This window comes from Epilithonimonas mollis, from assembly GCF_900142325.1.
Taxonomy (GTDB): domain Bacteria; phylum Bacteroidota; class Bacteroidia; order Flavobacteriales; family Weeksellaceae; genus Epilithonimonas; species Epilithonimonas mollis.
In genome coordinates this window covers 311,173-333,851 of record NZ_FRAM01000003.1, presented here as the reverse complement: position 1 = coordinate 333,851, position 22,679 = coordinate 311,173, and the positions used below count along the sequence as shown (strand labels likewise).

27 protein-coding genes are annotated in these 22,679 nt (G+C 38.0%); 15 read left to right on the top strand and 12 right to left on the bottom strand.

Translation table 11 applies throughout. The annotated features are described in order from the left end of the window. Position 1 precedes the first annotated feature (1 nt). The gene (gene gloA2 / locus BUA97_RS13800; protein WP_072999244.1) at positions 2 to 379 is read left to right on the top strand and encodes an SMU1112c/YaeR family gloxylase I-like metalloprotein; all 378 of its coding nucleotides are present in this window, start codon (positions 2 to 4) and stop codon (positions 377 to 379) included. An 8-nt stretch (positions 380 to 387) separates the two neighbouring features. On the opposite strand, the gene BUA97_RS13795 is transcribed toward gloA2, so the two are convergent. Continuing rightward, positions 388 to 774 carry a DUF1634 domain-containing protein gene (locus tag BUA97_RS13795; protein WP_072999241.1) on the bottom strand — a complete coding sequence of 129 codons (387 nt, stop codon included), beginning with the start codon at positions 772 to 774 and terminating at the stop codon, positions 388 to 390. Next, positions 774 to 1,604: a sulfite exporter TauE/SafE family protein gene (locus BUA97_RS13790; protein ID WP_072999239.1), complete on the bottom strand. Its 831-nt coding sequence runs from the start codon at positions 1,602 to 1,604 to the stop codon at positions 774 to 776. The genes BUA97_RS13795 and BUA97_RS13790 overlap by 1 nt, the downstream gene beginning before the upstream one ends. A 90-nt stretch (positions 1,605 to 1,694) precedes the next feature. Between BUA97_RS13790 and BUA97_RS13785 the strand changes: the two genes are divergently transcribed. From BUA97_RS13785 to BUA97_RS13775, 3 genes are read left to right on the top strand one after another with little or no spacing between them, the layout of a single operon-like run. Next, positions 1,695 to 2,231: a DUF1543 domain-containing protein gene (locus tag BUA97_RS13785; protein WP_072999237.1), complete on the top strand. Its 537-nt coding sequence runs from the start codon at positions 1,695 to 1,697 to the stop codon at positions 2,229 to 2,231. A gap of 2 nt (positions 2,232 to 2,233) precedes the next feature. Next, the gene (locus BUA97_RS13780) at positions 2,234 to 2,674 is read left to right on the top strand and encodes a nuclear transport factor 2 family protein (RefSeq protein WP_072999235.1); all 441 of its coding nucleotides are present in this window, start codon (positions 2,234 to 2,236) and stop codon (positions 2,672 to 2,674) included. A 28-nt stretch (positions 2,675 to 2,702) separates the two neighbouring features. Then, positions 2,703 to 3,812: a 5-(carboxyamino)imidazole ribonucleotide synthase gene (locus BUA97_RS13775; RefSeq protein ID WP_072999232.1), complete on the top strand. Its 1,110-nt coding sequence runs from the start codon at positions 2,703 to 2,705 to the stop codon at positions 3,810 to 3,812. Positions 3,813 to 3,852: 40 nt separating this feature from the next. On the opposite strand, the gene BUA97_RS16930 is transcribed toward BUA97_RS13775, so the two are convergent. After that, on the bottom strand, positions 3,853 to 4,353 hold the full coding sequence (locus BUA97_RS16930; protein ID WP_084081342.1) for a hypothetical protein: 501 nt from the start codon (positions 4,351 to 4,353) through the stop codon (positions 3,853 to 3,855). A gap of 82 nt (positions 4,354 to 4,435) precedes the next feature. Beyond that, positions 4,436 to 5,341, bottom strand: coding sequence for a DMT family transporter (locus BUA97_RS13765; protein ID WP_072999229.1), 906 nt, complete (start codon positions 5,339 to 5,341; stop codon positions 4,436 to 4,438). A gap of 184 nt (positions 5,342 to 5,525) precedes the next feature. Between BUA97_RS13765 and purE the strand changes: the two genes are divergently transcribed. Beyond that, entirely contained in the window at positions 5,526 to 6,029 is a 504-nt protein-coding gene (gene purE, locus BUA97_RS13760; RefSeq protein ID WP_072999227.1) for a 5-(carboxyamino)imidazole ribonucleotide mutase, read from the top strand. 59 nt (positions 6,030 to 6,088) lie between these two features. On the opposite strand, the gene BUA97_RS13755 is transcribed toward purE, so the two are convergent. The 7 genes from BUA97_RS13755 to tsaE form a co-directional block, all read right to left on the bottom strand. Then, positions 6,089 to 6,934, bottom strand: a complete 846-nt coding sequence (locus tag BUA97_RS13755; protein WP_072999225.1) for a prephenate dehydrogenase — start codon at positions 6,932 to 6,934, stop codon at positions 6,089 to 6,091. 256 nt (positions 6,935 to 7,190) lie between these two features. Further along, positions 7,191 to 9,464: a cation:proton antiporter gene (locus BUA97_RS13750; protein ID WP_072999223.1), complete on the bottom strand. Its 2,274-nt coding sequence runs from the start codon at positions 9,462 to 9,464 to the stop codon at positions 7,191 to 7,193. Positions 9,465 to 9,577: 113 nt separating this feature from the next. Further along, positions 9,578 to 10,279, bottom strand: coding sequence for a LytR/AlgR family response regulator transcription factor (locus BUA97_RS13745; protein WP_072999221.1), 702 nt, complete (start codon positions 10,277 to 10,279; stop codon positions 9,578 to 9,580). Then, on the bottom strand, positions 10,254 to 11,027 hold the full coding sequence (locus BUA97_RS13740) for a histidine kinase (RefSeq protein WP_072999219.1): 774 nt from the start codon (positions 11,025 to 11,027) through the stop codon (positions 10,254 to 10,256). Before BUA97_RS13740 ends, BUA97_RS13745 begins: the two co-directional genes overlap by 26 nt. Positions 11,028 to 11,029: 2 nt before the next feature. Beyond that, on the bottom strand, positions 11,030 to 11,401 hold the full coding sequence (locus tag BUA97_RS13735) for a DUF4258 domain-containing protein (protein WP_072999216.1): 372 nt from the start codon (positions 11,399 to 11,401) through the stop codon (positions 11,030 to 11,032). A 9-nt stretch (positions 11,402 to 11,410) separates the two neighbouring features. Then, complete coding sequence (locus BUA97_RS13730) at positions 11,411 to 12,607, bottom strand: alanine dehydrogenase (RefSeq protein ID WP_072999214.1); 1,197 nt, start codon at positions 12,605 to 12,607, stop codon at positions 11,411 to 11,413. Positions 12,608 to 12,665: 58 nt separating this feature from the next. Continuing rightward, positions 12,666 to 13,073 carry a tRNA (adenosine(37)-N6)-threonylcarbamoyltransferase complex ATPase subunit type 1 TsaE gene (tsaE, locus tag BUA97_RS13725; protein WP_072999212.1) on the bottom strand — a complete coding sequence of 136 codons (408 nt, stop codon included), beginning with the start codon at positions 13,071 to 13,073 and terminating at the stop codon, positions 12,666 to 12,668. A 119-nt stretch (positions 13,074 to 13,192) separates the two neighbouring features. Here tsaE and dnaG point away from each other — a divergent pair, with 119 nt between their 5' ends. After that, positions 13,193 to 15,118: a DNA primase gene (dnaG, locus tag BUA97_RS13720; protein WP_072999209.1), complete on the top strand. Its 1,926-nt coding sequence runs from the start codon at positions 13,193 to 13,195 to the stop codon at positions 15,116 to 15,118. Here dnaG and BUA97_RS13715 read toward each other — a convergent pair whose 3' ends face one another. After that, positions 15,119 to 15,895 carry a VPA1269 family protein gene (locus BUA97_RS13715; protein WP_084081341.1) on the bottom strand — a complete coding sequence of 259 codons (777 nt, stop codon included), beginning with the start codon at positions 15,893 to 15,895 and terminating at the stop codon, positions 15,119 to 15,121. A 125-nt stretch (positions 15,896 to 16,020) separates the two neighbouring features. Here BUA97_RS13715 and BUA97_RS13710 point away from each other — a divergent pair, with 125 nt between their 5' ends. The 9 genes from BUA97_RS13710 (at position 16,021) to BUA97_RS13670 (ending at position 22,591) form a co-directional block, all read left to right on the top strand. Then, complete coding sequence (locus BUA97_RS13710; protein WP_084081340.1) at positions 16,021 to 17,412, top strand: RCC1 domain-containing protein; 1,392 nt, start codon at positions 16,021 to 16,023, stop codon at positions 17,410 to 17,412. Between the two features lie 202 nt (positions 17,413 to 17,614). Continuing rightward, positions 17,615 to 18,016 carry a hypothetical protein gene (locus BUA97_RS13705; RefSeq protein ID WP_072999205.1) on the top strand — a complete coding sequence of 134 codons (402 nt, stop codon included), beginning with the start codon at positions 17,615 to 17,617 and terminating at the stop codon, positions 18,014 to 18,016. Between the two features lie 20 nt (positions 18,017 to 18,036). After that, a complete protein-coding gene (locus BUA97_RS13700; protein ID WP_072999202.1) occupies positions 18,037 to 18,900 on the top strand; it encodes a hypothetical protein in 864 nt (287 codons plus the stop codon). Between the two features lie 97 nt (positions 18,901 to 18,997). Further along, complete coding sequence (locus BUA97_RS13695; RefSeq protein WP_072999200.1) at positions 18,998 to 19,489, top strand: hypothetical protein; 492 nt, start codon at positions 18,998 to 19,000, stop codon at positions 19,487 to 19,489. 10 nt (positions 19,490 to 19,499) lie between these two features. Next, the gene (locus BUA97_RS13690) at positions 19,500 to 20,009 is read left to right on the top strand and encodes a hypothetical protein (RefSeq protein WP_072999198.1); all 510 of its coding nucleotides are present in this window, start codon (positions 19,500 to 19,502) and stop codon (positions 20,007 to 20,009) included. Beyond that, positions 20,009 to 20,431, top strand: a complete 423-nt coding sequence (locus BUA97_RS13685; protein WP_072999196.1) for a hypothetical protein — start codon at positions 20,009 to 20,011, stop codon at positions 20,429 to 20,431. Before BUA97_RS13690 ends, BUA97_RS13685 begins: the two co-directional genes overlap by 1 nt. Beyond that, positions 20,432 to 20,884: a hypothetical protein gene (locus BUA97_RS13680; RefSeq protein WP_072999194.1), complete on the top strand. Its 453-nt coding sequence runs from the start codon at positions 20,432 to 20,434 to the stop codon at positions 20,882 to 20,884. A gap of 112 nt (positions 20,885 to 20,996) precedes the next feature. Beyond that, positions 20,997 to 21,869, top strand: a complete 873-nt coding sequence (locus tag BUA97_RS13675) for a hypothetical protein (protein WP_072999191.1) — start codon at positions 20,997 to 20,999, stop codon at positions 21,867 to 21,869. A 152-nt stretch (positions 21,870 to 22,021) separates the two neighbouring features. After that, positions 22,022 to 22,591, top strand: coding sequence for a hypothetical protein (locus BUA97_RS13670; protein WP_072999189.1), 570 nt, complete (start codon positions 22,022 to 22,024; stop codon positions 22,589 to 22,591). The last annotated feature ends 88 nt before the right edge of the window (positions 22,592 to 22,679 follow it).

The window sequence follows — 22,679 nt, the reverse complement described above, 5'->3', positions numbered from 1 at the left end:
AATGCAAATCCATCACATCGCTATCATTTGTTCTAATTACGAAGTTTCCAAAAAATTCTATACAGAAGTCTTAGGGCTCAACATTATTCGTGAAGTTTATCGTGAAGAGAGGCAATCTTACAAACTGGATTTAGCGATCGGAGATCATTACGTCATCGAATTATTTTCGTTTCCGGATCCTCCAAAACGTTCGTCAAGGCCGGAAAGTTGCGGACTTCGCCATTTGGCTTTTTCTGTGGATAATGTCGAGAAAAAAAGAAAGGAATTAATCCAAAAAGGCTTAAGTTGCGAAGAAATCAGAATCGATGAATTCACGGACAAAAAATTCTTTTTTACCTCAGATCCAGATGATTTGCCATTGGAGTTTTATGAAAATTAGATGGATCATCAATGTGCATAACCAGTCAGGAAACTCACAATCATAATCGTCAGAACGATCATAGAAATAATAACGTAGGTGTAATCTTTTTCTTTCAGATAACCAATGAGTGCGAAAATAATTCTAACCAGTGGTGTAAAGATCAAAAGCAAAATACCCAATTGAATAATCGCCATACCTTCTCCTTTACCAAGAGAATCCCAGAAGCTACCCCATACTTTTTCCGAAGAATCTCCCATCTCCAGAAGGTTGTATTTTTTTGGCATTCTGAATCCTTCCGTAAAAAGTTTTATAAATCCGATCAAAGATGTGATGACAGAGAGAATAACGCCTAATCTCAGCAAATTTCCCACAGAACGGTTGAGGTCGACATCTGTAAATTGTTTTGTTCTCATTAATGGAAATTTTTGGCAACACCGTTATACATCATATAAATCGAAAGCAGGGTAATCACAATGGCGAAAAATACCTTCAGCTTTTTTGTCTTGGACACCATCAACGTTTTCGAGCCAATAAAACTTCCTACGACAACGCCAATAAGAACTGGTGCTGCGATGACAGGAATAATTTGACCTCTCTGGAAATAGATCAATGCGCCTGCAACGGCTGTTACCCCGATCATGAAGTTACTTGTTGTTGTAGAAACCTTGAAAGGCAGTTTCATCATGTTGTCCATGGCGAGAACCTTCAGAGCACCGGATCCGATCCCTAAAAGACCAGACATTGCACCTGCAAATACCATCATGAAAAATCCGGGAATGCTGTTTCTTGCCGCATAACTTTTGATGCCGTCTTTGTCCGGAAAAGTGCCGTAGAGTTTAAGTTTGTGTTCCAGGCTGCCTTTTATTAATTCTTCCTGATGATCGGGTTTTCCTCTCAGATTCAGCAACACTGTAAGGATCAGGATACTTGCGAAAATAATCCCGATGGTATTCGGATTCAGAAACCCCGAAACCAAAGCACCAACAACTGCACCCATTGTGGTTGCAATTTCCAGAAACATCCCGATCCGCATATTGGTGAAGCCTTCTTTGACAAAGGCAACAGCTGCGCCTGAAGATGTTCCGATGACGGAAACCAGCGATGCACCAATCGCATAATGCATCGGCACGCCAAAACCAAGTGTAAGAAGGGGGATAATGATGACACCGCCACCCAAGCCTGTGAGAGAACCCATCAATCCGGCAGCTATAGCTCCAATAAATAGAATTATGATTTCAGACATATCGCAAATATAAAATTATTGTGTTTTATAGCCAATTTTATGTTTAAAAAGCTGGATTAATTAACTATTTTTGTGAAACGTTTTCTTAGAATGAAATTATTCTACGTCATTTTAGGCGCTACACCAAAACACAGAAACATCGAACAGCACGATGTTTTCTTCGGAATTGCAGAAGATCTTGAAAGTCTGATCCCACAAATGAAAGCTTTTTGGAAAGATGAAAAAATCCATATCGATTGCTATCACGAAGTTAGATTTGCAGATGGTTTTGAAGTGAAAATTATGGAAAGAAGTTCTGTTGTAAGTAATGATAAACTGTTTTTCGTCAATCTTGGCGGTTACAAACCTGGATATTTTGAAGAGTTTCATGAACAGCATCTTTTAGTCGGGCAATCTCTAAGCGATGTCATCAAAAAAGCGAAGCAGACTACTTTTTATAAAACAATGGGTTTTGCCAATGCTGCGAGTCATATTGACGACAAGCACGGTGTCGATATTGATGATATTTATAATGTCAATGATCTGTTGTCAGAAAATACCAAAAATCAATATTCAATCATCCTTGAAAAATCAGATTCCGAAAATCAGGAAAATGTATTGAAAATAGGTTATCTCAAAATCAAATAATAATGAAAATTACATCTTTAATTCTGATTCTTATTTCTTCACTTCTGTTCGCTCAGAAGACTGAAGAACAATTGGTTAAACTGACAGTCAATCAGTTGTTTATTGGAATGAGAAATTCTGATTCGCTCCTTATAAAACAATCGTTTTCTAAAAATGCCGTTTTGCAGACTATCACTAAAAATGGAGAAGTCAAAAATGAAAGCATCAATGATTTTGCGGTCAGTATTTCCAAAGCTGATAAACAAAGTATGGAAGAAAGAATCAGTTTTTCGAATATCCTGATTGATGGCAATCTTGCTTCTGTCTGGACGCCGTATGAATTTTATTATAAAGGTCAGTTCTCGCATTGTGGCGTCAATTCCTTCCAATTGGTAAAATCGAATGATGCGTGGAAAATCCAGTACATCATCGATACAAGAAGGAAAGATAATTGTAAAAAGTAATAAATCTAAAAATAAAAGAAAGTAAAAAATGAAAATCGGAATTTTAGGAGGAGGACAACTCGGAAGGATGTTCATTCAGGAAGCACTGAAATATGACGACGAATTCTATGTGCTGGATCCGAATCCGGAATGTTCCTGCGCCCATATTTCTCATTTCACAAGAGGGGATTTTAATGATTATGATACCGTTCTGGAATTTGGAAGAGATAAAGATGTGGTAACGATTGAGATTGAACATGTGAATGCAGATGCATTGGAAGAGCTGGAACATCAAGGCATAAAAGTAGTCCCGAATTCTAAAATCATCAAAACAATCCAGCAGAAGATTCTTCAGAAACAATTCTACGAAGAAAACGGGATTCCTTCTCCGGAATTTGAAATTATGGACGGAAGCGAAGAAGAGATCAAAATCCAGCTACCCTTTGTTCAAAAGCTCAATACTGGCGGCTACGATGGGAAAGGCGTACAATTGATCCGGACAACTCAGGACTGGAGAAACCTCTGGACTCAGGAATCGGTTCTGGAAAATCTTGTTGATATTGATAAAGAATTATCAGTTATTGTTGCCAGGAACGAAAATGGAGAAACCAAAGCGTTTCCGGTAACAGAAATGGTGGCCGACCCAAAGCTGAATCTTCTCGATTTTAATATCTGTCCGGCTGATATCTCTTCTGAAACTCAGGATCAGATTGATCTTATAGCCAGTCAATTTATCAGAAGTGCAGATTCTCCCGGACTTTTCGCTATCGAATTGTTCCTTGATAAAAACGGAAAAGTATGGGTGAATGAAACGGCACCGCGACTTCATAACTCCGGCCATCAGTCACAGGAAGGCAATGCCAATTCACAGTTTGAACAGTTTTACAGGGTGGTAAAGAATCTGCCTTTGGCCGATACTGATAATTTCGGATTTTCAGGCATGCTGAATCTTGTTGGTGAAGAAAGCTACTCGGGAAAAGTGAAGTATGAAGGGTTGAAAGATGTTCTGAAACTGCCAAAAACCTATGTCCACCTTTATGGAAAAACCGAAACCAAACCCGGACGGAAAATGGGACACATCAATGTTATGGCAGATTCGAGAGAAGAACTCATGAAAAAACTGATCCACATCAAATCTTTAGTAAGGGTTATAGCATAAAAAAACGGTCAGAAATACTGGCCGTTTTGCGTTAGTAAGTTTATTTTGCTTTGGCTTTTTCCAAAGCATTGTTATAAGCATCTTTTGCATCTCCGGCTGCTTTTTTTGTAGCCGTTTTCGCGTCTTCAGTCGTTTTGTTGATGGCTTCTTTTGTATCTTTTGCAGCATCTTTCATGTCCTGCTTGGCATTTTCTGCAGCGACTTTAGTTTTGTCAACAGCATTGTCGACACCTTCTTTCACATCCTGGGCAGCATTTCCCATAGCCGATTTTGCATTATCCCAAGCCATATTAGCATCTGCTAATGCTTTTCTGGCAGCGGCCTCTGCTTCTTTATCACCTTTTTTGATAGCAGCGTCCAGGTCGGCCTGCGCTTTGTCTACTGCAGTTTTGGCATCGGTTTCCGATAAGGTGGAAGTTTCTGTAGTCACTACTGCGAGAGTATCTTTGTTATCGTCAGTAACTACTGTTTTCTCCTGCTTCTTACAGGATGCTGTGAATAGTAATGCAGCTGCGGAAGCTGTAATAAGAATTTTTTTCATAGTAAAATATTTAATTTATAAGTGTGATTGATTTTCACAATATCTACTTATCAATTTGATTGCCATAATTATGATAAATAAATTATTTTCTTCTGAATCTCCTTTTCAGCATCCCGGGTTTATAATTGATGATAAAAACCCCGCTGATGATGCAGGCTGTAGCAATGATGAATTTTGTCGAAATCGTTTCTCCCAGGATCAGCCAGCTGAGGAAAATACTGATAATTGTATTCACATAAGAAAGAATCGAAACCTGTGTAGGAAGTAATGTTTTCAAAAGATAATGATATGAGAAGAACGCCAGCACAGAACCGAAAACAGCCAGGTAAACGATGGCCGAGATACTTTTGACAGACCAGGTGGAAACATCAATAGCATCCGAAAAAGAAAAAGCAAAGATCAGCTGAATGATCCCGGCAAATGCAAACTGGTAAAAGAGATTCAGAAAAAGGTTATGGTTTTCTACCTGCAGCTTTTTCGTATAGATCGTTCCCAGTCCCCAACTCATCAAGGCAATAATCAGAATCAATAATCCCAGCCTGTAGTCCGGATTCATAAGGTCATCGATACCATCCCAGAAAATAAAAATCACACCGAAAAAACCCATCAGCAGACCACCCAGGGTGCGATAGGTGAATTTTTCCATCCCGATTGCCATACTTGCAATGAAGATGAAAACCGGTGACAGCGCACTGATCAGCGACGTGAGGCTGCTGGTGAGGTTTTCTTCAGCAACCGTGGTCAGCCCGTTTGCACCGATCAGCATCAAAGTGGAAAGTGTGATCTGAATTCTCAAATTTTTCCATCCGATCCACTTCAGATTATTGGAATAGAGCAGGATAGGAAGCAGAACTAACGAAGCCAGAAGCTGGCGGAAGCCTGCGACAAACCAGGGCGGAACGGTCTCTACGCCGATCTTGATGCCAAGAAATGTTGTTCCCCAGACTATGGCAACGATGCAGATGGCAATTATTGTTTTTGAACTCAAAGCTTATTTATTGAAAAAATTACAGCCAAAGGTATTCCAAAAAGTCCGATTCTGCGCATAAATTTTTATCTTTGAAACTGAAAAATGAAACTGAAAAAGATTGGCAGTTGGCTGTCCGATCTGTATAATCTGGCTTTAATTTTAGAAGTAAAAATCTAAATCTGAAATCTAAAATCCAATTAAAATGGTAGGAATAATAATGGGCAGTCAAAGCGATTTGCCAATAATGCAACAAGCGGCTGATTTTCTCAAATCTCTGGGAATTCCTTATGAATTGACGGTTGTTTCTGCACACAGAACACCGGAACGTATGTTTGATTATGCCAAGACAGCAAAAGAAAGAGATCTGAAAGTCATTATAGCAGGAGCTGGCGGAGCAGCGCATCTTCCGGGCATGGTCGCCAGCTGTACCACGTTGCCTGTGATTGGTGTACCGATCCTGTCCAGCAATTCCATCGATGGTTGGGACTCTGTTTTGTCGATTCTGCAGATGCCTTCCGGGATTCCTGTTGCGACCGTTGCGCTGAATGGCGCTGCCAATGCCGGCATCCTTGCAGCCAAAATCATCGGATGTTCCGATTCCGGTGTGTCTCAGAAACTGGAACTTTACCAGAACTCACTGAAGGATAAAGTCCTGGGAACCGTCGATGATATCAAAAAAATGCATCCCAATCAGTTTGATAAATAGATTGTCCGTCCGGTAGGCGTCAGACTGTCGTATGTCTGATAGTGATAATTCATGGATAATTACTTATCAAGAATTCCTCTGATCTTATTGGCATTGACGATCAGTTCTTCCAGGTAATCAAAATTTTCTTTTTCCAGTGCCGATTTGAATTTTCTGAGTTGCGAGATATGCTCATTCAGAACATCCAGAACATTTTCTTTGTTCTGGCGGAAAATAGGAACCCACATTTCCGGATGGGATTTTGCCAGACGGACCGTGCTGGAGAAACCGGAACTTGCCAGCTGAAAGATCGTTTCCTCTTCCCGTTCTTTTTCCAGGACTGTATTGGCCAGAGCATAAGATGTAATATGCGAGATATGTGAGATATAAGCCGTGTGAACATCGTGCGCATCTGCATCCATATAGATGGGATGCATCTCCAGATTTTCAATGACCTTTTCTACCTTTTCCAGAGCGTCTTTGTCAGACTCCTGCTGATTACAGATGACACCCGCTTTTCCCGTGAAACTGTCCCTGGTTGCCGCTTCCGGGCCGGAGTTTTCCGTTCCCCACATAGGGTGGAAGGCGACAAAGCGTTTTCTGTTCGGGTGATTCCGGATGGCTTCAACAATGCCCGATTTGGTAGAGCCGACGTCCATCACGGTCTGGTTTCCATTAATCAGATCCAGGATCTGAGGTAAGATCTTCTTCGCAGCATCTACGGGAATGGCGATGATAAGAAGCTCAGAGCTTCTGATTCCGGTTTCGAAATCAGCTTTTTCATCAATGATCTTGAGCTTAAGTGCTTTATTCAGATTGTCATCATTTTGGTCGATTCCGACAATGTGCGTTGCAGTGTTTTTTTCTTTTAGCTTCAGTGCGATGGAACCCCCAATCAGCCCGGTTCCTATAATGCCTATCTTCATTTATAATAATTTTATTTAAATTTTAAAACAGAAAACCCCGTCATCAGGACGAGGTTTTATATTGATATATACGAATCCTAATCCTGTTTCAGGGTCTGAATTGCGTAATAATATGTTCTGTTTATTGTTTTCACCAGACGAAGATAGAAATTATTTTTTTAATTCTGTCATATTGGTTTTTATGTTTTAGAAATAAGGATATTTTCTGCTCAATATTCATTATTTGAAAAATGTCCTGTCCGTATATCTTTTATACCTACGGATTAGAGACAATTAAAGTCGATGGAATATCCGATAACCACAGGCTTTTGGTGTCAATCAGGTTTTTCCAGCTTTTGCTGCTGATCAACATAAGATCCTGGGATAGAAGGAAGTCTTTTTCAATGGTTCTTTCATTATAGAGCGTGATGTGATTCGGGGCGATATGTTCTATGTTTCTTATCAGTTCGCGGATTTCTGTGTTTTTCCGGATCTGTCCGGCTGCATCCAGGATGATGACCTGGGAATCGTGGTTATTGATCAGCCGTTTGGCATATTCAACCAGGTAAAAGTCGTTCAGGTCAAAAATAGGGATGAAGATCCTGTCGGCACTTTCGAAGTTTTTATCCATCATGATACCGACAGGTGTTTTGGTTCTGTCCAGGATGCTTAAGGTAAAATCATCGAAAGGGGAGGTGTTGAAGATATAGGATTTGCCCTTTACGGTATTCAGCAGCTTTTCCGGATTGATGATCTTGGTAGTGAAGCCAAGCAGTTTACCGAGCAAAGTCCCTTCATAGATCGATTTTCCAAGCATAATCAGCAGCAGGTCATAGTTGCCTTTGTTGGTGATGCTTATGAGATCATTTTCTATATCGGTAGAGGCTTTGAAGAGGGTGGTGACTTCCAGCTTCAGTTCCCGGGACGTGTCGATCACGGCTTCAAACAGTTCTTTTTCGTAATCTTCTATATCAAAAGTGTGCAGCTCATCCACAGGTGCAATGTTCATTGCTGTTACACTTTTGTTTCCGTTCATCTTATTAGTAAAATTGTCTGCCAGCTTCAGTAATGTACTTCCGGATTCTGGCGTTTCGAAGGACAGGAGAACCTTGTATTTCTCATCATTTTCTTCTTCCTCCAAGCTTGATTTTTTGCCTCGGAAGAAGTAATTGATCATATCGAGACAAGGCCCCGTCATAAAGGTTGTGAACAAAGCCATTATCACCAGCATCGCAAATAATTCGGGACCGAGAACGCCCAGGTCATAGCCAATATTCAGGACGATAAGCTCCGTCAGACCTCTCGTATTCATCAGTGCACCGATGGTGAGGCTGTCCTTCCAGCTCAGTTTCAGAAACCTTGCTGTCAAGGCACTCCCGACAAATTTTCCGATAACTGCTGTCAGGATTATTAGCCCACCGATTTTCCAGAGATAAGGATCATTCAGCAATCCGATTTGCGTCCTCAGCCCTGTGAAGACAAAGAATAAAGGAAGCAGCAGAACCAATGCAATATCTTCCACCTTCTCAATAAAAAGGTTTCTGAACTTTATATTTTCAGGCATTATCGCACCAGCCATGAATGCGCCGAAAAGTGCATGAATCCCTATAACTTCTGTTAAATAGGACGAAATAATCAATATTAAAAAGAAAACTGCCACCAGGGCTTTGTTGATAAAGCCCTTTCCTTTCTGGGACTCGGCGATGCGTGTCAGGAAGGGTTTCACCAGTTTTATCATCAGGAAAACATACACGATCGCCATCAGGATAACGAATATCGAACCCGAAAACGATCCTGCTTTTACAACAGCAATCACGGCTGCAAGGATGCACCATGCTGTGATGTCATCCGCGGCTGCACAGGTGATCACGATAGTCCCGATTTTGGTCTTATGAAGATTCCGTTCCTGAACGATCCTCGCCAGAACAGGAAAAGCGGTAATGCTCATCGCAATGGCGATGAACAAAGCAAAGGAACTGAACTGGATGCCGTCCGGTGCAAACTCCTTATAAATGAAGTAAGAAAGTCCGACGCCCAGGGCAAATGGAAAAATGATACTGGCATGGCTGATCACCACAGCATCGTGCGCTTTTTTTCTGAGAACGCTAAGATCCAGCTCCATCCCGACGATGTACATAAAAAGAATCAGTCCGATCTGACTCAGGAACTGGAGGTTCGGAAGTGATTCTTTAGGAAACATAAAGGCGGAAAACTCCGGAAAATATAATCCTACAAGTGATGGACCGAGAACGATACCGGCGATCATTTCACCAATGACGGACGGTTGTTTTAGCTTGACGCAGATCCAGCCAAACAGTTTGGCCACAAGGATTATTGTAACAACCTGAGCTAAAAGAAGCGCCAGGGGATGATGGAGATTTTCCAGGAACGATGCTGAGAAGGTGTCCCACATTGTGGCATCTTCAGCTTTGCCGGGCATGATTTTTTCGCCGGTTTCCAACGTTTTTCCTTCGATGAAAAACCAATACATTAAGCAGGAGAAAAAGGCGATGGTGAGTACATAAAAGATAATATTCCTGTACTTTTTCATAGTCATCAATTTATATTTTATTGATTTCAGAATGTAAATGTGGGAAGTTTTTTGGTTACAAAATGTATCCTGAATTGATAAATGTAATGAAATGACCGAATTTTGTACTGAAATTATCTGGTCAGTCTCTCGGAAATATGCACTCTGAAAACGTCGCTGACAAACAGTTTTACAGGATTGCCTTCAGATGATGCAAGATCCATAATAATCTCAGCTGAAGAAAAGACTTTAACATGCTGAATATTTATCATTTCTTTTTTATTGATCTGAGCAAAGTTTTTTTCAGGAAGCATGTCCAGTAATTGTTTGAAACTGAGGTTTTTCAGAATAATTCTGGTGTTGTCATCCAGCATTGCTTCCTTGTCTCTGCTGTCTATACCAGAAGCTTTTATGTAAATGATCTGACTTGTAAAGATGATGGTTTTGCCAAGATTCGTATGCCATTCTATAAAATCTTTTTTCTCCGGAATTATATTCCTGATTTTATCAAAAGCCTGGGCCAAACGCTCCTTCCGGATAGGCTTCCGGACATAGTCTACGACATCCAGGTCGAAGGCTTCCGCTGCATATTCCTTATAAGCTGTTGTGAAAATTATTTTTTTTCCCGGGATTAATTCTGCTACCTGAAGTCCGTTCATTCCGGGCATTTCGATATCAAGTATGCAGACGTCACAATCTGTATTTTCAACTTCCTGTAAAAAAGTCTTGGGATTGTTAAAGGCTTTCACCACTTCTATGCCTTCGATCTGCTCGCAGAGGAGTTTCAGATAGCTGATAGCCAGCAATTCATCATCCAGAATAACGCATTTTATCATAGAATTCTGAAAGATTGATGGTTAGATGCGCCACGAAATTGCCATTCGCGCTACTCTTTGTAAGCTTATAATGACTGTTGTAAATCAGCTTCAGTCTTTGGTCAAACGACTGGCTTCCGAATCCGCTGTGCTCCTTTTGTAATGGTGTTTTCTCTGAAACTTTATTGGAAACTTTCATCTCGAATTTTCCGCTATCCAGTGTGATCATTACAGATATAAAGGAATCCTGAGCCAGAAAATCGGTATGTTTAAAAGCATTTTCGATCAGATCGACAGAAATCAACGGAGCGAAAACTTTCTCCTGATAGATGGGGTCTTGATTATTGATTCTGGTTTTAATCCTGAAATCGAATAACGGATTGATTTTGATTTTATTGATTTCCACAAGATTCAGTGCGAAATCCAATTCCTCTTTCGGCGTTACGAATCTGTTGCTGCTTTCATATAGAATATAATCGAGTATACTAGCCAGTTTATCTAATGAAATGTACGTCTGATAAGCATGCGACTGAACCGAGTTCAGGATGTTTTTGAAAAGATGCTGATTGAGTTTGGTCTCGATATGTTCCAGCCGCACGTTATCAAGTTTCTTTTCAATCGTTTTGTAATTATCTTCAAGAATCTTGTTTTTTGTAATAACCGATCTGTATCTTCCGAAAAGAAAAAAGCTTAAAACGATCAGCAGAAATATGACAAAAATCCCACCAAATAAAAGATAATCGGGTAGAAGGAGATTTTTGCCGTTCATGATTATTTCAATTTTTTCAAGCTAATAAACTCCGCTTTTTCCTTGCATTTGGAATAATGGATTTCGTAATCCGGATTGCTTTTTGGATAGATCAGAATATATTCGGGGCAAGGTTGTTTTTGGGCGTTGCTCCTGTCAAAATCAATTTTCCCGTTAGGTATAATATTGTTTTTCAGCTGTTTTTCGGAGATTTGTCCGGTTTTCATTTCCTTTTTAAATTTTTCAGAATAAGAAAAATCTTTTGTCAGCGTTTCTGCAATCACTCTGTCGTTTGGAAAATAGGAACAGCTTGTCCCTTTTTGATTCAGGATAAAAAATACAATCAGTAATCCCGGAACAAGTCCGATCAGGTAAAATTTTAGTTTTTTGAGCATTATTTGATTTTAAAAAATCAGAAGATTGATGTCGTGATAAGGTAAGTCAAACTTATTGCAGATCATCAGTTTCGTGTGTCTTCCTTTGTACATATAAAGGGACTGTTTGATCTCGCTTTTGTGGACCAGCATGTTTTCAAACCCACCTTCTTCGTCGTAGCCTAAAAGGTAGCTCAGGAAAAAGTTGCTGATGGCTTTGGTAGTCGTTCTCGGCATTTTTGAAGTCAGGTTGGGAAGTCCGCAATGGATGACATCATGTTTGATAATAAACGGTTTTTCCGTAGATGTGAGTTCTGATGTTTCTATGACTTTTCCGTTGTCTATTGTTATATCGATGATGACACTTCCTTTTTTCATTTTCATCACCATATCTTCGGTAACGATTGGAGGGAGATTCAGTCTTGGCAAAGCACCGATAACGACGTCTGCTCTTCTGAGAGATTTTGTAAGTTCTTTCGGGTCGATAATTGATGTCGGGACGCGGCTGTCTACCAGCGTATGGAGTCTCCTTAGTTTTGAAAGCGAATTATCAAAAACTTTGACACTCGCGCCAAGCCCGATTGCCGCTTTTGTTGCAAATTCGCCCACAATTCCTGCGCCTAAAATCACAACTTCCGTAGGACGGACACCTGTGATCCCGCCAAGCATCAATCCGTTTGACATGGCCAGTAATTCCGATGCATAGAGAATCGAGACACTTCCTGCGATCTCGCCAATCAATCTTACAAGCGAAAGCTGCTTATACTCATCCAGGATAAATTCAAAAGCAATTGCATTGACCTTTTTTCCCGCAAGTTTTATGAAGTAATCTTTATCTCTGAGGTTGATTTGGAGTGCGGAGATCAAATAGGTCATCGGTCTCAGGTATTCGATTTCGTCTTCCGTTGGCGGATTGATTTTCAGAACCAGATCCTGAGAAAAGGCAACTTTCGGGTCATTTGTTATCTCTGCGCCGGCTTCGGAATACAGAATGTCAGAAAAATGAGAACCTTCACCGGCTCCACTTTCTATAATCACTTTGTGGCCGTTATCGACCAGGATCTGAACAGCATCAGGGATGAGACACGTTCTTTTTTCGCTCAGGCAGGTTTCTTTCGGAACACCAATGCTGAAGGTTTTTCCTTTTTTTACAACTTCCAGCTTCTCTTCTTTAGGAATAAGTTCTTCTTCGGAAAAAGGCGTGAATATGGTTGATGTGCTGCTCATAAAATCAAAACATTAATCAAAAATATCTGACAAAGATAAAAACAATTTGGAGAAAGCTTTAATTAAATTCGATTTCTCTTCCGGATTCTGTATTTGTGATGGTCATTTCATGAAAATCATAGCTTTCCAGTTCATCCTTGTAGATTTCCGGCCATTCGATAATCGACAGGAAAGCATTGTCCAGATATTCTTCGATCCCGAAATCATAAGCTTCGTCCACAGATTTTAGCCGGTAAAGGTCAAAATGAAATACTTTTCCTTTTGGTGTATTATATTCATTCACTATAGAGTATGTGGGAGAAGATATCTCATCGTCACTTCCCAATTCTTTCAGTAAAAATTGGGAAAACGTGGTTTTGCCGGCTCCAAGATTTCCCCGGAGAAGAAGGATATTGTGCTGGAGATTTGGAATGATTTGGTTCACAACATTTTTCCATTCTTCAGGCTGATGAATTGTAAATTGCATCTCTTATTTTTTTGCAAAAATAGGCTTTTGGGAATTCAATTATTAAATGTTTTTAACAATAATTAATCAACTTGTGTTAACTTTACAAATTAAATTTTTTTTGAAAATTTTATACAGGCTTGATTACAAAGGAAACCATAGACAAAATATTTTCTACGATACGTGTGGAAGAGATTGTCGGCGAATATGTTCAGCTGAAAAGAGCCGGCTCCAACTTCAAAGGTCTGAGCCCTTTTCACGAGGAAAAATCGCCGAGTTTTGTTGTTTCTCCAAGTAAGCAGATATGGAAGGATTTCTCTACGGGGAAAGGCGGGACTGCTATTTCATTCCTGATGGAAATCGAGAATTTTACTTATCCTGAAGCACTTCGCCATGCTGCGAAGAAGTACGGGATAGAAGTGGAAGAAAATGTCCGCGAATATTCTGAAGAAGAAAAGCAAACCCAGACCGAGCGCGATCTGCTGTACAAGATCCACGAGGTTGCTAATGATTATTTTCAGGAGCAGCTTTGGGAATCGGAGGAAGGCAAGATGATCGGGCTTTCTTATTTCAAAGAGAGAGAACTCCGGGATGATATTATCAAGAAGTTCCAGCTTGGATATTCGCCTGAAAAGAAAAATGCTTTTACTGAATTTTCTTTAGAAAAGGCTTATTCGAAAGATATTTTAGAAAAATCAGGTCTTTCTATTTTTCCGGAAAATTCGCCTTCAGGGATTGACAGATTCCGGGACAGAGTTGTATTTCCGATTCACAGTTTCTCGGGCCGGGTTTTGGGTTTTGGAGCCAGGATTCTCAAGAATAATGTCAAAACTGCAAAATATCTCAACTCTCCAGAAACCGAAATCTATCATAAATCCAATGTTCTTTACGGCCTGAATCAAGGTAAACAAGCTATTTCCAGAAAGAATCTCTGCCTTTTGGTAGAAGGTTATATGGATGTGGTTTCCCTTCATCAGTCGGGGATTGAAAATGTTGTGGCGAGTTCCGGAACTTCTTTAACGACTGAGCAGATCAAACTCATCAAAAGATTAACGGAAAATGTAACAATCCTTTTTGATGGCGATAATGCAGGGATCAAAGCAAGCTTCCGAAGCATCGATATGTTACTGTCCGAAGGGATGAACATCCGTGTGCTTCTCTTTCCGGATGGTGATGATCCGGATTCTTTTGCGAGAAAACATCCGCAGGAATTTGTCGAGAATTTCATTGATAAAGAGGCGAAGGATTTTATTGATTTCAAAGCAGAGATTTTACTCAGAGATGCCGGAAATGACCCGATTAGAAAAGCAGAATCCATTCGTGATATTGTAAAATCGGTTGCGTTCGTTCAGAATGCTTTGAAGCGTGAGGTTTATCTGAAAGAAGTTTCTAATAAATTCGGATTGAGTGAGCAGAGTTTGTTCAATGAACTTCAGATCCAGACAAATGTTGCCCATCAGCAAGAATCAAAACCGAAATTTGAAGAGAAAAAAGCGACTACTAAATTAGAAATCGTCCATGAAACCGGCTTCTCTGTCAATCCGCTTTTGGTGCAGGAAGAAAAGCTGGTGGATCTGATGCTGAAATATGGTGATTTTGTTCTGGACAGGAAAGATGCCGAGGGCAAAGATTACAAAATAACAGTTATCGAAGAGATTCTCAGTCACCTGGATGAAGATGATTGCGAAATCCAACTGGATATCAACAAAAAAATTATTTCTGAAATTAAAGAAGGAATTCTTAAAAATGAATTGCGCTCAGGCAATTTTTTCTTTGATTTTATGGATGAAGAAGTTTCCGGCAAATTAGCGAATGCATTGATAGAAAATTACCAGACCAGCAACTGGAATAAGTATAATATCTATTTCAGCACAGAAGAGGATGTTGTTCCGAAACTGGTTTCTGACATTGTTCTGAGACACAAAAGAGAATATGTTGTAAAATTGATTACTGACCTTAAGAATACTCTGGATCAGACAGAAGAAAAAATGGAGATTTACCAGAAAATTATCCTTCTCACCCAACTCAAGAACAGATTGGACGAATCTCTTTTTCGGATTTTATAATCAGATCCAATTATTTTTAAGACAATTTGCAACCAAATCAGCAATAGTTTTTGACTCTGTTTTTTGAAAAATATTTTTGCGATGTGTGTTGATGGTATGGACAGATCTAGAAAGTTTTACAGCTATTTCCTGTGTGGTAAAACCTTCGATAATCAATTTCATAATTTCCTTTTCCCGCCCGGTAAAAAGTTCCTGTGATGGCAGTAGAAATGGATCTTCTACATCTACATTGTAATAAGACGGCTCTCCATCCAGACCTATGAAGGAAAGCCCGGAAATCTGATTGCTCGTTTTAAGATGGGAAATGTCTGTCTGAACACCCATGACTCTTATTACAGCACCATTTTCGTCAGTTTGTAATGTGGTTGTCTGCATCAAAACCCAGATGTAGGTTCCGTCCGCTTTTTTTATTCGGTAGTCGTAACTCACTTTGTATTTCAGAACTTTTTCCGGTGTCAGTTTTGAGAAAAATTCCGTTACCTTTCTTTCGTTTAGCAAAAAGCTTCTCGTATCATCGGGATGCATATTCTCGAAAATATACTGTACAGAGAACATGTTTTTATCTTTTAATTTAAGTATTTCGGCAGTACTGTCACTTATGTATTCCATCTCCAGCTTAGGAATGTTAAAAATATAATAATAGTAATCACCAACTTGAAAGATATTCAGAAGTTTTTTATGAACTTCCAACTCAAAAGTAGGGTCAACATTGCCATCACTTGATTTTGAAATCTCAAACCAAGTCTTTTTCATTTCATCAAACTTTATCAATTTCATAATAAAATGATTTTATTGCTGCTTTAAAAATAATAAAAAATCGCTAATTGTAGTGAGTTCTTTTATATTTTATCGATATAATTTTGACAAAGATAGAAGGTGATAATTTTATAAAATAACTAATTATGAAAACAAAACTATTTTTTATCTCGTTATTCAACCTCGGTTGCATGATGACTGGATCATTGGTACACTCGCAATGCTTCAAATTAATCGAAGGTGGTGGTGTTCACACCATCGGAATAAAATCTGACGGGACATTGTGGGCCTGGGGACAAAATTACTCTTATCAGTTGGGGGATGGTACGAGCAATAATCAGTCTCTGCCAATTAAAATAGGGAATGACAATAGCTGGTCTCAAATCACTTCAGGCGAATTATTTAATTTGGCTATCAAAACAGACGGTACACTTTGGGGTTGGGGAGACAATTACAAGGGCGTTTTGGGTGACGGAACTCAGACTTCTAGAAGCAGTCCTGTAAAAATTGGAACATCAACGGACTGGAAATTGGTAGAGGCGGGTTATGATTTTACGTTAGCGATTAAAAATGACGGAACATTGTGGTCTTGGGGAAATAACTCTCAGGGACAATTGGGCAATGGTAGCAATACAGAATCTTTAATCCCGAAAAAGATAGGCTCCGACAATAATTGGGTGTATGTGATTGCTGGTTATCAGCATGCGCTAGCAATGAAATCCGACGGAACCATATGGTCTTGGGGTTACAATTTATATGGACAATTGGGCATCGGGAACAAAATCAATCAAAATATTCCAACAAAAATCGGAACTTCATCTGACTGGAAAAAAATTGTTGCAAAGAGCAATCACACGCTTGCACTAAAGAATGATGGGACAATATGGGGCTGGGGAAGCAACTACTCTGGAGAAGTTGGAAACGATACTGTTACTTATGCCGATGTTGTATTGCCAGAAAAAATTTCTTCCGAATCTGATTGGAAAGATATTTTTGCAGGTGCAGCAAGTAGCCATGCAATAAAAAGTGATGGTACGAGATGGTCATGGGGATCCAATACTTATTCCGAACAAGGTAATGGTAATAATCTTGGGTTCTATACAAAGCCTACAAAAGTAGGATTTGAAGATAATTGGAAAACGATTTTTACAGGTACAAGACATGTTTTCGGAATTCAGGGGGGGATTCTGATGGGTTGGGGATTCAATAATTATAACCAGGTAGGTAGCGGTACTGTAACAAATTATATAAAATCCCCTGTCAATATTGGTTGTGCCGTCCTCAATACATTTGAAATAGGATCTAATAAAGCAAATGTTTTGTATCCGAATCCGACGAAAGATTTTATTAACATCTCTGGAGTATTGTCAAAAAATGCTCAGCTTTTGATATATGATAACAGTGGGAAAGTCATAAAAAATATAAAAAACAGATCGGAAAACGCAACTATAGATGTCAGAGATCTATCAATCGGTTTATATCTTATGGAAATAATTGAAAACGATAGAAAAGAAGTTTTCAGATTTTTGAAACAATGACAAATGACTAATAACTAATTTTATATAAGAGCCTGTTTGAATTTGTCGGCAGGCTTTTTTTAGATTTGATAGATAACTTATAAATATCAATCATAATATAGCCAAAAAACAATTTTATGAAAACTATGTTATTTTTCGCTTACTTCATTTTTCTACCACTATTTATGGGCAAGCCTTTTTAGGAAGAACTTATGAGTCAGTTTTGAAAGAATTAGAATCCAACAAAATAGAGCATAGAATAGAAAAATTTGATAATGAAAGATTATCAATTACAGCATTCAGCCAATATGATGCGTATGTTGATCAGACCAATGAGGTCTATTATTTTTCTAAAAGAAACAATAAAATGATTTGTGAAAGCATTACTGTTAACGATCCCAAAAATTACCAGGGAAAGCGATTTTGGACTAGCTTTATGACAGGTTTTGACAATGGAGCTTATGAAAATACGGGAATTCGTACCTCTTTGGACGAGCCACTTTACAAATCGGTTAAAGGGAAATTCAGGACTGATCATTACCTTAGCTTGTTCTATTTGGGAGATGAAATAATACTTTTGAGTTTTGATCTGGATCAACCAAGACTGAATACAGATACATTTTGATTTTTAAAAATATATTAATTATGAAAAATAATGTCAAAAAGAACAGATTCCTTTTGGTTGTAATCCTGTTCATTTCAATGTTTTGTGTCACTGTCAAGGCGCAAAGCCACACTAGGTCGGCGCCCAACTGCATCTTGCATGATGCTTATCTGAAAGAAACAAGTAAAACGAAAAATTCAGTTTCCTGCGTAGATTGCTACTGCAAAGTTTGTGGCGACAAAAAACAGAAAGAAAAAGAAGCGAAAAGAAAAGCTGAGGAATTAGCAAATCAGAAAAAAAATGCTGTGCCACAAAAGAATACAACTGTTAAAACTCCCTCAAAAGCAAAAAACGAAGAAGCAATTTTAGTTGCGCCGAAGTCTAAAGTAGAAAAAACCACAGTTGTTAAGTTATCTGCTGATGACCAAAAAATTATTGATATTGCTAAAACTCTGGGAGAGAGAGAGAAATTGATTGTCGGGTATTGTTCAGAAAAAGAAAGGTCATATTGGAGTATTGTCTTTCCTGTAATAAAAAATACAGGTAAAATTATTCTTACAAAATTTAAAGACGATACTGAAATCATTCTGAAAGATAATTTTGAGATAAAATCAAAATTTCAATACACTTCATTTTTCGGGGGATTTGCTGATAACAAAGGATATTCAGAAAACAAGGGATTTCAGGTAACAGGATTTTTTATCATAGAATTTCAGAATATGTCGGTCGAAAATAGCTGGAATGATTTAGTTGATATTCATGGAAACTGCGTTTTTGATAATCCAGATATACAACATATTCGTTATAAGGAAGACGACAAAATTTTTCTTTTAAAGAAGAAAGGGCAAGATCAATTTACAGAAGAATACAATCCTGTAACAAAGAAAACAACACCAATCCTGTAATCCTTAAAAAGTTGGAACAGATGATAATTGTGAAAATGACTTTAACGGGAATTAGACACTTTTTTGGGATTCAAGACAATGCTTTGATGAATATGATATGAAAACTATCCTGTTTTTTGTTCTTTTGCAATCGGTTTTTGCTTTCTCCCAGGAAAAAGAAATTGTCAGAATACTCAATTCTGAACTGAAATCTGAACTCAGGAAGCAGACCAAACATCCTTTGTTTGAAGGTGATACAATTATTTTGATGAAAGATTTTTCTATTGATGAAAATAAGATCCTGAGTGTGGAAATCAAAAGAGAGAATCCTAATGAAGATGGTTTTATCATAGAAAAGCAGGAGATTCCTCTGAAGGAGATAAAATATATCAGCAAAGATATCAACGTCATTTTGGAACCAATCGGAAGAAAGGTAAAAGTGACCAGAACCTACCTCTACAAAAACGGGAAACAGGAAACCGGCATTTCTGATTATGACTTGTTCTTCACTCACATCCGTTTTCCGGATAACGAATATATTGGTGATAATCTCGTGAAGGCTTTCAAAAAAGCAGGTTTCGAGGTTAATAAATTACAGTGGTACGACTAAAAATAATATTATGGAAAAAAAATACGGCAAATTATTTTTCATTATTTTCTTTTTGTATTTTTCTAACTCCTTCTCACAAGAATATCTGGGTGGCAAAAAAGACGATATAGCCTCTTTTTTTAAATTAGAGAAGATCAAATATGAGGAAGAAAAGATTGATGAGAATTACTCGCGTTTTATCATGAATTCATACGATAATGAAGGTGGTTTGAGAGAGGTATCCGTGCTCACTTTTGAAAAGGAAACGGAACAAACAAGATGCATCATGCAAGTCAAAATATATAGCTACAGCGATGATTTTTATAGGGAACTTTCTGAATTGCGTTATGGACAAGGATTCAAAGCTACCAATTACTGGGATCGCAATGGTTTTCCTGTAACGCAATATGCATTGGGGAAGGAAGCATCCATCCAGGTTATTTATTCCGTAGTGTCAAGGCATGATCAGGATAATGATGGAAAAGATGATATTGTGAGTGATGCTTTTTATTTGAATACCGCACAATTCATTACCAAATAATGAAAAATCTGTTTTTTATCTTTCTGCTGGTTTCTGTCCCTTTGTATTCTCAGGCATCCAAAAATATAGACAGTCTTTTTCTGGTAAAGGATTACTTGCAGAACATTCGTACAACGGTCAACTCAAAAATTAATAATCAGAAAAAAACCGAAAAATTAGATAGTCTTATTCGTACAGCAACAAAATACAAGACGATATTTGACAGAAATATCCGGGCTATTGTCAAAATTCGGGAAGAAGAAACTGAGTTGCGGACAGCGATTAATTTTATTCTTCAGTCTATGGTATTATACAGGTCGGATTTGAAAGATAGATCTGAAAATCGTACAGAAATTTTATATTTGAACAAAAATATCCCGATTCTGATAAACAAAATTTATTATCATACCAGGATGGTAAATTCCGCTAAATATCAACAATAAATGTCCCAAAACCGATTCCAAGACGATAACAAAACTATTTCAGAATTTCAAAAAGAAGTTCTGGTTGTTTGTCCTAGATGTGAGAGCAGAGCTTCTGCAAAAGTTGATCATACAGTTAAGCTGGCTCGTTTGCTTTGTGATAATTGTGGTTATAACAAACAAATGCCAACGGAGGTTTCTGTATTTGGGCATAAGGGTAATTGGCAAATGTCGGCAAACGCTTATTTTGATGCAGAACTTTGGCTGACAACACCTTTCAAAAATGAAGTTTTCTGGGCTTATAATATAGCTCATCTGGAATATCTGGAGAAGTATATTTCGGCAACGTTGCGGGAGCATAAAGACAGAACGCATTTTACATTGTTGGAAAAATTGCCCAGATTTTATCATGAATCAAAAAATCGTGAATCACTTTTGAAGGTAATTCAGAAATTAAGAAACAAAGATTTATAATAGGAAATAGATATTTATAGAGATGGCTTTATTAAAAAATGTGAATCACTTATAAAATTATATATAACCGATCAATTAAGTTTTCAAAGGCATAAAATAAATTGTACAAACTATGAAAATATTAAAAATAACGACGTTACTGCTACTCGTCCTTTTTGCCAAAAATGGCATTGCCCAAACCAGAGAAGAAAGCAGCAAATGGCTAAAGGAAAATCTTCCAAATGTGTTGAAACTTAACCCGGAGTTTTATAAAGATCTGGAGATTAGGTCTGTAAATGATTGTGATATAGTAGTAGCTTATAATGATAACAAAAACAATAATTATGTGGTTACCTATGCTACGCGAGATATAGATGTAGGCAGTACAAAAGACAGAAAATCGTTCACATATAATGATATAGACGGAGCTTTAATGAGAAAGAATGGTATCCTTGAACATTACTTCGTGGATCTTTTGCAAATAAAAGATGCTTATTTCGATGAGGTATTGATGCATATGGATAAGCTAAGCACCTATTGTAAGAACAACGAGACGCTTAGTTGGAAAGCAGGGAATGAAAAGGAAGCTATAAATTGGCTTGAGTCAACATTCAGAAAATATGCTTACACTGCGGACTCACACTTCGTCAGCCCGCGAGTGCAGTTGATAAATAGTTGCAAAGTAGTGTTCGTCTGTGACTATTACGAATCAGGTTTTGATTGGGGCGAATCTGAAAAAGTAGGAACGGTAACCGAAACAATTTATATGGATGCAAATGAAATTGCCGGCAACGATAATTGTTTTCGAAGTGAACGTAAAGAAATATTTCATAAATATTCACACGATAAAGATAAGGTTTATGCCGAAAGCTATCGCTCTGTCGTAGGTGTCAAACAAGCTTATCCGGAATTACATGATAATGTACTCAAAACAATGAAGTTTTTAAATCAAAAGTGTGAATGCGGATTTATATGTAGACTGACGGAGAGAACAAATAAGGAATAGATTATAATATTACCCAATGACATTCCCTGGAAGTTAGAAAGAAAAGAAACTCAAAGAATTTTATATTCTGATAAAACGATTAGGAGGAAAACATTATAAATTTACCGGTCATACATCAATAGGTTAATATTATATTTATCAGGGATCGAAAAATGAGAATAATAATTTCAATACTGTTTTTAATAAGTGGATTTTGTGATCTGTACGCTCAGGAAAATGCAATTCCTGATTATACCTGTGAAAAAAAACTTTTAGGATATGCTAAACTCTGCAGGACGTTGGAAGTCAATTCTACTGTAGAAGATGAAGAATCGCCTTATACTTATGAATATGAAGAAGAATTGGCAAGACTCGCAAAAGCAGATTATAGTAAGGACAGTGAAGAGTTATACATCAAGAAAATCAATGCATATGTTACCAAATGCATGAGTTGTATGATCTGTAATACCCTACGGACAAGAAAAGAACAAATTTCTCTGTTAAAAGTCGCTGTTGCAACAGGTAATTTGGATTTTTTACGAAGAGCAATCCAGGTTTATCACTATCCATTGGATTTGGCAGATGATATTGATGGGATGAATATTATGGATTATGTATATGAAGAAAAAGAATACTGGACTAAGAAGTTCCCAGGCTCCAAAGAGGAAGAACTGATGTGGAACATGTATAAAACTGTAAAAAATGCAGGAGCAAAGTTTCACAAATACCAAAGTCTTAACTAAAAATGGAGTGAAATAACTAGCATCTAACTATTTTTCGAATAATAATTTTCCTTTTCTGCCATAATGTCCTTACATTTGTTTGGAACGA